Annotated in this window: 8 protein-coding genes and 1 pseudogene; 4 read left to right on the top strand and 5 right to left on the bottom strand. The window is 64.4% G+C overall.

The annotated features are described in order from the left end of the window. The first annotated feature begins 133 nt into the window (after nt 1-133). Both AC1DOC_RS13655 and AC1DOC_RS13650 read left to right on the top strand, forming a co-directional pair. Nucleotides 134-673, top strand: coding sequence for a carboxymuconolactone decarboxylase family protein (locus tag AC1DOC_RS13655; RefSeq protein ID WP_478129932.1), 540 nt, complete (start codon nt 134-136; stop codon nt 671-673). Then, the gene (locus AC1DOC_RS13650) at nt 673-1530 is read left to right on the top strand and encodes an amidohydrolase family protein (RefSeq protein WP_015865925.1); all 858 of its coding nucleotides are present in this window, start codon (nt 673-675) and stop codon (nt 1528-1530) included. The genes AC1DOC_RS13655 and AC1DOC_RS13650 overlap by 1 nt, the downstream gene beginning before the upstream one ends. Nucleotides 1531-1562: 32 nt before the next feature. Here AC1DOC_RS13650 and AC1DOC_RS13645 read toward each other — a convergent pair whose 3' ends face one another. Genes AC1DOC_RS13645 through AC1DOC_RS13635 form a run of 3 tightly spaced genes read right to left on the bottom strand, consistent with a single transcriptional unit; the run spans nt 1563 to nt 4499 of the window. Continuing rightward, entirely contained in the window at nt 1563-2168 is a 606-nt protein-coding gene (locus AC1DOC_RS13645; RefSeq protein WP_015865924.1) for a glutathione S-transferase family protein, read from the bottom strand. Nucleotides 2169-2216: 48 nt separating this feature from the next. Beyond that, on the bottom strand, nt 2217-3200 hold the full coding sequence (locus tag AC1DOC_RS13640; protein ID WP_015865923.1) for a Bug family tripartite tricarboxylate transporter substrate binding protein: 984 nt from the start codon (nt 3198-3200) through the stop codon (nt 2217-2219). Between the two features lie 30 nt (nt 3201-3230). Further along, complete coding sequence (locus tag AC1DOC_RS13635; protein WP_015865922.1) at nt 3231-4499, bottom strand: CaiB/BaiF CoA transferase family protein; 1269 nt, start codon at nt 4497-4499, stop codon at nt 3231-3233. Nucleotides 4500-4822: 323 nt separating this feature from the next. Between AC1DOC_RS13635 and AC1DOC_RS13630 the strand changes: the two genes are divergently transcribed. After that, nucleotides 4823-5620, top strand: a complete 798-nt coding sequence (locus AC1DOC_RS13630; RefSeq protein WP_478129933.1) for an enoyl-CoA hydratase/isomerase family protein — start codon at nt 4823-4825, stop codon at nt 5618-5620. Between the two features lie 374 nt (nt 5621-5994). Here the strand turns inward: AC1DOC_RS13630 and AC1DOC_RS13625 are convergent, their stop codons facing one another. After that, complete coding sequence (locus AC1DOC_RS13625; RefSeq protein WP_478129931.1) at nt 5995-6585, bottom strand: TetR/AcrR family transcriptional regulator; 591 nt, start codon at nt 6583-6585, stop codon at nt 5995-5997. A gap of 180 nt (nt 6586-6765) precedes the next feature. Between AC1DOC_RS13625 and AC1DOC_RS13620 the strand changes: the two genes are divergently transcribed. Then, entirely contained in the window at nt 6766-7110 is a 345-nt protein-coding gene (locus AC1DOC_RS13620; protein ID WP_478129111.1) for a hypothetical protein, read from the top strand. 44 nt (nt 7111-7154) lie between these two features. Here AC1DOC_RS13620 and AC1DOC_RS13615 read toward each other — a convergent pair. After that, nucleotides 7155-7447: pseudogene (locus AC1DOC_RS13615) on the bottom strand (3-hydroxyacyl-CoA dehydrogenase); the annotation flags it as partial.

Genomic DNA, 7447 nt, shown 5'->3' with positions numbered 1-7447 from the left:
CGACAGCGTCGACCAAAAGGAGGGCATGAACGTGTTCCTGGAAAAACGCCAGCCGGCCTATCGCGGCGCCTGAGCCGACCCATTTCCCCGAGAAAGACCCATGCCACGCATTTCCCTGCCCACTCCCGACACCATGACGCCCGAGCAACTGGCGGTCCATCAGAAGGTGGTCTCCGGCCCGCGCGGAGAAATCAAGGGCCCACTGCGCGCCGCGCTGCACAATGCCGAGTTGGCCGACCGCTGGCAAGCGTTAGGCGCGCTGCTGCGCTATGGCACCTCGATGACACCGCGCCAGTCGGAATTGGCCATCCTGGTGACCGGGCGGCACTGCCGCTCGCCTTTTGAATGGTTCGCGCACCGGCCCGAAGGTGCCAAGGCCGGGCTGTCGGACGACACGCTGGACGACCTGCTAGCGCAGCGCCAGCCGCGCGGGCTGGACGCCACTGACCAGGTCATCTACCGCTATGCGCTGGAGCTCAACCGCTCGCACTCGGTCAGCGACGCCACCCATGCCGCCGCGGTGCAGTTGCTGGGCGAAAAAGGCGTGGTGGAACTCACGGCCTTGGTGGGTTACTACACCATGGTCGCCATGACGCTCAACGCGCACGAGATCCCGTTCCCGCCCGGCGCGGAACCGGCGTTCAAGCTGCCGCAACAAGAAGAATTGAAGTGATGGGCGAAGCCATCGACACCGAGGGCGGCTGGGACTGCCACGCCCACGTCTTCGGCCCTTATGGCCGCTATCCGCTGGCGGCCGAGCGCGCCTACACTCCGCCCGAAGCGCCCCTGCCCGCGTACCGGGCGCACCTTGCCACGCTGGGCCTGACCCACGGCGTGCTGGGCCTGACCCACGGCGTGCTGGTGCATCCCAGCGCCTATGGCGTGGACCATGGGCTGGTGCTGGACACCCTGGACGCGCAACCGAATCTGCGTGGCGTGCTGGTGGCGCGGCCTCACACCCTGCCTTCGCTCGCCGGACTGCATGAACGCCGCGTGCGCGCCTTGCGCTTCAGCGCGCGCGGTGGCGCGGCCCGCAACTTCGGCGGCAGCGCCAGCTTCGAGGAATTGCAGGCCATGGCCGGCAAAATGGCCGACGCAGGCCTCCACGCCGAGCTGTGGACCGACCGCCATGTGCTGCCGGGCATCGCCGCCCAGATCCGGGCGCTGCCAGTGCCTGTGGTCATCGACCACATGGCCGGCTTCGATGCTGCCGCCGGCGTGGACGAGCCGGGCTTTCGCAGCCTGCTCGATCTGCTGGCCGAAGGCCGGGTGTGGGTGAAGCTGTGCGCCTACCGCAACCTGCTGGCCATACTCGACCGCACGCGCTGGGCGGAGCTACTGGCGCCTTTTCAGCAAGCCCTGCAGCAAGCCAACCCGCGGCAGTTGGTGTGGGGCAGCGACTGGCCCTACCTCAACGTGAAGGAACCGCCGAGCGGCGGCGACTTGCTGCAGCTGCTCCACGAGTCCGTGAGCGATGTGGCCATCGGCCGGGCCATCCTGCAGGACAACCCGGCGCGGCTCTACGCCTGATGGCTGCCCCACCTGCATTCGAGGGTGACGACTTAGCCTTCTGCCACCTCGGTCGCCACGAAAGATGGCCGCTTCGAAAGTTCGGCGAACCAGTGAGTCAGCTGGGGCGCGCGGCTGCGCCATTCCAAGCTTGCGAACCGGTAGTCGGTATAGCCCAGCGCGCAACCGATAGCGACGTGACCAATGGACAGCGGGGCCTTGGCAAGCATCTCCACTTCCTGCTCCAGCAGCATCAGGCTGGCCTTGGTCTTGAGCGCGAAGGCGTCCTGCAGTGCGCCCAATGGCACCTCGCGCTCACGCTCGTTGCGCCAAAGGATCAGCACATCCAGCAGGCCGTTGCCCAGCGCATGCCAGCGCAGCGCCCGCCAGCGTGCGTCGCCTTCGCGCGGAAAAAGGCTACCGCCGGCCAAATGGTCGAGGTACTCGCAGATGACGACCGAATCGAACAACGTGCGGCCGTCGTCCAGCATCAGCGTCGGAATCTTGGACAAAGGGTTGTCCGCCATGAGTTGAGGATTGGGTTTGAGCATGGCCGCCACCGAGCGAACCAGCGTGAGCTGGCCGGCGATGTCCAACTCATGGGCGCAGACCATGACTTTGCGGACGAACGGTGACTTGGGGGACCAATGGAGTTTCATGGTGTGTGTGTATTTTCTGAGCTCATTCGTCTTTGTGATCCATTCGAATTATTCGAGCTGAACCTTGACCGCCTTGACAACCGCAGACCACTTACGGCGGTCCTGGTCGATGACCTTGGCGAATTCTTCAGGGCTGCTGTACAGCGGCTGGATGCCCAGGGGCTTGAGCGAGGCTGCCATGGCCGGCTCGCGCATCACCGTGACCAGACGTCGATTGAGGTAGCGCACGATCTCGGGCGAGGTACCGGCTGGCACCAGCACGCCCAGCCACAGCGACACGTCGTAGTCGGTGAAGCCCGGAGTTTCGGCCATGGCGGGCACTTCGGGCATCGTGTCCAGGCGCTTGCGCGAGGTGACGGCCAGCGGCCGCAGTTTGCCGGCCTTGATGTGATCGACGAAATTGGACGCGGTGTCGAAGGTCATCTCGATACGGCCGGACAGCAGGTCCGGCAGCCCGGCGGCCGTGCCCTTGTAGGGAACATGCAGAAGGTCGACTTTGGCGACCGACATGAACAGTTCGCCTGACAGGTGGCTGCTGGTGCCGTTGCCCGCCGAGCTGAAGCTCAGCGTGCCCGGTTTGCTGCGCGCCAGCGCCACGAGTTCGGCGACGGACTTCGCGCCCACTTGCGGGTTGACCACCAGCAGGTTGGATGTGACGTGAGTCAGCGCGACCGGGCTGAAGCTGGTGGCCGGGTCGTACTTCGGGTTGCGGTAGAGGCTGGGGTTGATGGTGAGCACGCCCATCGTTGAATACAGCAGGGTATGGCCGTCCTTTGGTGCGGCGGCAGCGGCCTCGGCACCGATGCTGCCACCAGCGCCCGCGCGGTTGTCGATTACCACCGGCTGGCCGATGGCCTCGGACAGCTTCTGCGCCATGCCGCGGGCCATCAGGTCGGTGGCTCCGCCCGCCAGGAAGGGCACGATCAGCCGGACCGGCTTGTCCGGGTAGCCGCCGGGGCCGTCACCGGCATGAGCGCTCGTCAGTGCCAGTGAAGCCAGCATCAGGCTGGACAGGAAGGTCTTGCGTTGCATGCCAGTTCTTTTTTTTCTGCGGCGGCAACTTCAGATAACGCCCGCGCTGCGCAAGGCCGCAATGCGCTCATCGTCGTAGCCCAGTTCGCGCAGCACCTCGTGCGAGTGCTCACCCAGCAGCGGCGGCGGGCGGCGGTATTGGATGGGGGCATCGGCAAAGCGCATTGGGCTGGCCACCTGCGGCACGTCCACGCCGGCCGGGTGCGGCAGTTTCATGAGCATGCCGCGGGCCTGCACCTGCGGCTCGTCGAAGACCTCAGACACGCTGTTGATGGCGCCGCTGGGCACGCCGGCCGCGTCCAGCGCTGCGATGACTTCGGCACGCTGGCGTGCACCGAAGGCCTGGCGCAGCAAGGCCGACAGTTCGCCACTGTTTCGCACGCGCTGGGCATTGGTGCGAAAGCGCTCGTCCTGCGCCCATTCGCCGTGGCCCAGTACGTCGGCCAGCTTGGCGAACTGGCCGTCGTTGCCTACCACCAGGATCATGTCGCCGTCGGCGCAGGCGAACACGTCCTGCGGCTGGATGTTCGGATGAGCGTTGCCGTTGCGCTGAGGCGTCTTGCCCGACACCAGGAAATTCATCGCTTGGTTGGCCAACGTGGCCACCTGCACGTCGAGCATGCCGATGTCGATGGTGTCGCCAGTTCCGGTCTGGTTGCGCCGCGCCACCGCCGCCAACACCGACACCGCGGTGTACATGCCGGTCATTAGGTCCACGATGGGCACACCCACCTTCTGCGGCCCGCCGCCAGGGCGGCCGTCCCGCTCGCCGGTGACGCTCATCAGGCCACCCATGGCCTGGATCAGGAAGTCGTAAGCGGGTTGGTCGCGGCGCGGGCCGGTCTGGCCGAAGCCGGTGACCGAGCAATAGATCAGACGCGGGTTGATCTTGCGCAGGCTGGCTTGGTCCAAACCATAGCGCTCCAGTGTGCCGGCCTTGTAGTTCTCCAGCACGATGTCTGCCTGCGCTGCCATGTCGCGCACGATCTGCTGGCCTTCGGACGTGTCGATGCTGACGGTGATGGAACGCTTACCGCGGTTGACCGCCAAGTAGTAGCCGGCTTCGCAGGTGTCCTGGCCGCTGGCGTCCTTCAGGAAGGGCGGCCCCCACGAACGGGTGTCGTCGCCGGCGCCGGGACGCTCGACCTTGATGACCTCGGCGCCCAGGTCGGCCAGGATCTGACCGGCCCAGGGCGCCGCGAGGATGCGGCTGAGGTCCAGCACCCGCAGGTGCGACAACGGACCGCTGCGGTTGGATGTGGAAGGGGCTGTGCTTTCAGCGGCGGAAGCTGCGCTCATGCTGTCTCCAGGCTGCTTGTATCGGGTGGATGCCCGCACCGCGCTCATGAGAGTCGGGGTGCGGTGCGGGCTTGCGACAGACTGTAGGCGGTCAAAGTGGGCCGACCTAGGTGTGCCGGCGGCAATGCAGACATGCTGCTGGGAGCACAACGCAGCGCGCGCATAGCAGCTTTGCCTTCAGACGGCTATCGGGCGGGGGCGGCCGGCGCTAGAGTCATTTGGCCGGCCATATCGACACCCGCACGACGCCCTTGGCATCGCAGGAGGTTGGCGTACGGTAATTTTGCGGCCTCTTTTCCCTCCATATCCATCCGATGCCCACCATGCAAGAATCATTCGCCTCTCTCGCAGAACTCCAGGTACACATCGTGGATCAGCACATCGCCGTGCTGACCCTGAACAGCCCACCGGTCAACGCACTCACCCGACGCCTCAACGATGAATTGATCTGGGCGCTGGACCGTATCTCCGAGCTCGACGAGCTAAGGGCGGTCGTGCTGACCGGTGCGGGCAAGATTTTCTGCGCTGGCGCCGACCTGAAGGGCCGCGCCKAGGTCATCAAGGAGCCAGGCGATCTGCGTGCGCATTCGCGCCGCACCCGCGAGTGCTTCCACGCCATCCGGGAATGCTCCAAGCCGGTGGTGGCCGCCATCAACGGTGCCGCGTTGGGTTCGGGGCTGGCCATGGTGGCGTCCAGTGACGTACTGATCGCCTCCGAACGCGCGAGCCTGGGTCTGCCCGAGGTGGACGTGGGCCTGCTTGGCGGCTGCAGCCACGCGATGCGCTTGTTCGGCCATTCCCGCGTGCGGCGCATGATGCTGACCGGCTGGCGCGTTCCGGCCGACGAGCTGTACCGCACCGGCGTGGTGGAGGTTTGCACGCCCCATGACGAGCTGATGCCCACCGCGCTGGAAATGGCCCGCACCATCGCCGCGAAGAGCCCGGTGTCCACCCGCATGGGCAAGCACGCGCTCAACACGCTGGAAGACATGGGCGCATCCTTGCGCGACGGCTACCGCTACGAACAGGACATGACCGCGCAGATCGGCCAAACTGCCGACGCCAAGGAAGCGCAAGCTGCCTTTCGCGAAAAGCGCGCCCCTGTTTTCATCGGCCGCTGATCCCTTTTGCATACGCCTGTGTCTTGGAACGAGCCGCCGGTTGCCATTACCTTTTTATGACGCGCTTCCATACCGTCCAACCCATGTATAACGCCGCTGCGTTGGAAGTTGGCGCGATACATAGCGCCGCCGCAAGGACTACCCGGGAAGTGCATCGAGAATGCCAGCTACGTGCGTGATGAAGAGGCCATAGCCGCCGATGAGGTTCCGCCACCGTCGAACTTGGATTTTGGCGGTGTCATCATGAATATTCGTGCGTACGAGTGTTCTCAGGGGCCAAGCGGGTGCAGCTCTCCATAGTCGTTGTCATGGGCTGAACTCATCCCGCTGTGACGGGCCGTGGAAGCCTAAAGAAGGCGGTTCGAGCTGAGCGGTCAGGTGGTGGAGGTATCGTCCAACATGATCCGAATCGCTCTCAGCCAGGTGGTCATCTGCTTCTGTCGCTGAGATGGCCTTCCGCTGATGATTCCGGTCACCGCCTGTCCCCGCAAAAAGGCGAGTGTCGATCCCATTACCTCAGCGGCGTCAGGGCGTTCTGCTATGGAGGGAAACAGCATCCGCATCACTCGGTCACTCTCTTTGCGTGCGCCGCGCTCTGCAGCCTGAAGGGCGGTGCGAAGTTCRATGTCCGTACGGGAAATCGCCCACAGTTCCAGTTCGGCGAGATAGGCCGGTTTTGCCATCGTGGTGGCCAGCACCTTCACCGCCCTCTCGAATGGATCTTCAGCAACACCGACTTTGGCAAGCGCCTCGTGGACTGCTGCTTCGTTTCTTCGGACAAGTTCCTGCACCGTCGAAGACAGCAACTCCGCATGAGTTGGAAAGTGATGGAGTAGGGCGCCGCGGCTTACACCTGCGCGTCGCTGGACCGCCAAGGTGGTGGTGCGAGCCGTGCCTTGCTCAATCAGCAGCTCGACAGCAGCGTTCAGGATTCGGGGTTTGATTGCAACTTCTGGAGCTGCCAATGCATTTGCAAGCTGTTACAGGTGCATCGCAGTACGGAAGATGAAAGTACATATCAGCCGAGTCCCGCCTCACAAGGTTCAAGAATGCAAGTTACCTATGACCTGAACACATTGTGAACCGAGGCTCTTGGATTCCGTCGATCTCTGCCCCTACGTGTGCGTGATGGGCGTTTGAAGGACATGATCATCCGCGGCGGTGAGAACATCTACCCAGCAGATCTCGAGGTTCGACTGCTCGAACATTCGGACATCGTCAACGTTACTGTGATTGGAGCAGACCACGATGGAGGGAGATTGTGTGCGCGGCCAGCAGAACTGCTGCGACACGACGTGCTGCATGCCGACGAGACCCCTGTGGCGATGCTCAAGCCCGGAGCGGGCAAGACGCGGGCCAATCGCGCTCGGTCGCTAGAACTGGCTGTTCGCCGGATCCCTGCGCGCAGGCAAACGAGCCGCCGCCGTCATGAGCCTGGTCCACACGGCGCTATGCCGCGCACGGCATCGCCGATTGCACAAGGTTCATGACAATCGCCGTGCGCGGGCCAGCCAATTCGCCGACCGGTGTGCATTCACGGCGTGAATCGCCCACCATGAGCTGCAGCAAGCGCATGGGCTTGCGCCATGAACCTGTCCCGGCCCATTGCTGCGACGTATTGGAGTACGCCACCTGTCCATGCGGGGAATCCGAAGCCCAAGACCGAGCCGACATTGGCGTCATGTGCATGCGTCACCACGCCTTCGGCCTCGCAGCGCAACGCCTCGACAGCCTGACGCATTAGTAGGCGCTCGCTCAATGCAGCGAGCGTCCACGACGTTTCGGGGCGCTCAAACGCTTTCAAGCCCGGCCAGAGTGTCTTAGGTG

This window comes from Variovorax sp. 01T439_2 (genome assembly GCF_056398445.1).
Note: the sequence above shows the minus strand (reverse complement) of the source record. Positions and strands in the feature narration are given on the sequence as shown.

What these genes read in the sequence shown, in the direction of transcription:
- AC1DOC_RS13640 (WP_015865923.1), bottom strand. Translation starts at nt 3,200, where the DNA reads ATGCAACGCAAGACCTTCCTGTCCAGCCTGATGCTGGCTTCACTGGCA.
- AC1DOC_RS13635 (WP_015865922.1), bottom strand. Translation starts at nt 4,499, where the DNA reads ATGAGCGCAGCTTCCGCCGCTGAAAGCACAGCCCCTTCCACATCCAAC.
- AC1DOC_RS13620 (WP_478129111.1), top strand. Translation starts at nt 6,766, where the DNA reads ATGATCATCCGCGGCGGTGAGAACATCTACCCAGCAGATCTCGAGGTT.
- AC1DOC_RS13650 (WP_015865925.1), top strand. Translation starts at nt 673, where the DNA reads ATGGGCGAAGCCATCGACACCGAGGGCGGCTGGGACTGCCACGCCCAC.
- AC1DOC_RS13655 (WP_478129932.1), top strand. Translation starts at nt 134, where the DNA reads ATGACGCCCGAGCAACTGGCGGTCCATCAGAAGGTGGTCTCCGGCCCG.
- AC1DOC_RS13645 (WP_015865924.1), bottom strand. Translation starts at nt 2,168, where the DNA reads ATGAAACTCCATTGGTCCCCCAAGTCACCGTTCGTCCGCAAAGTCATG.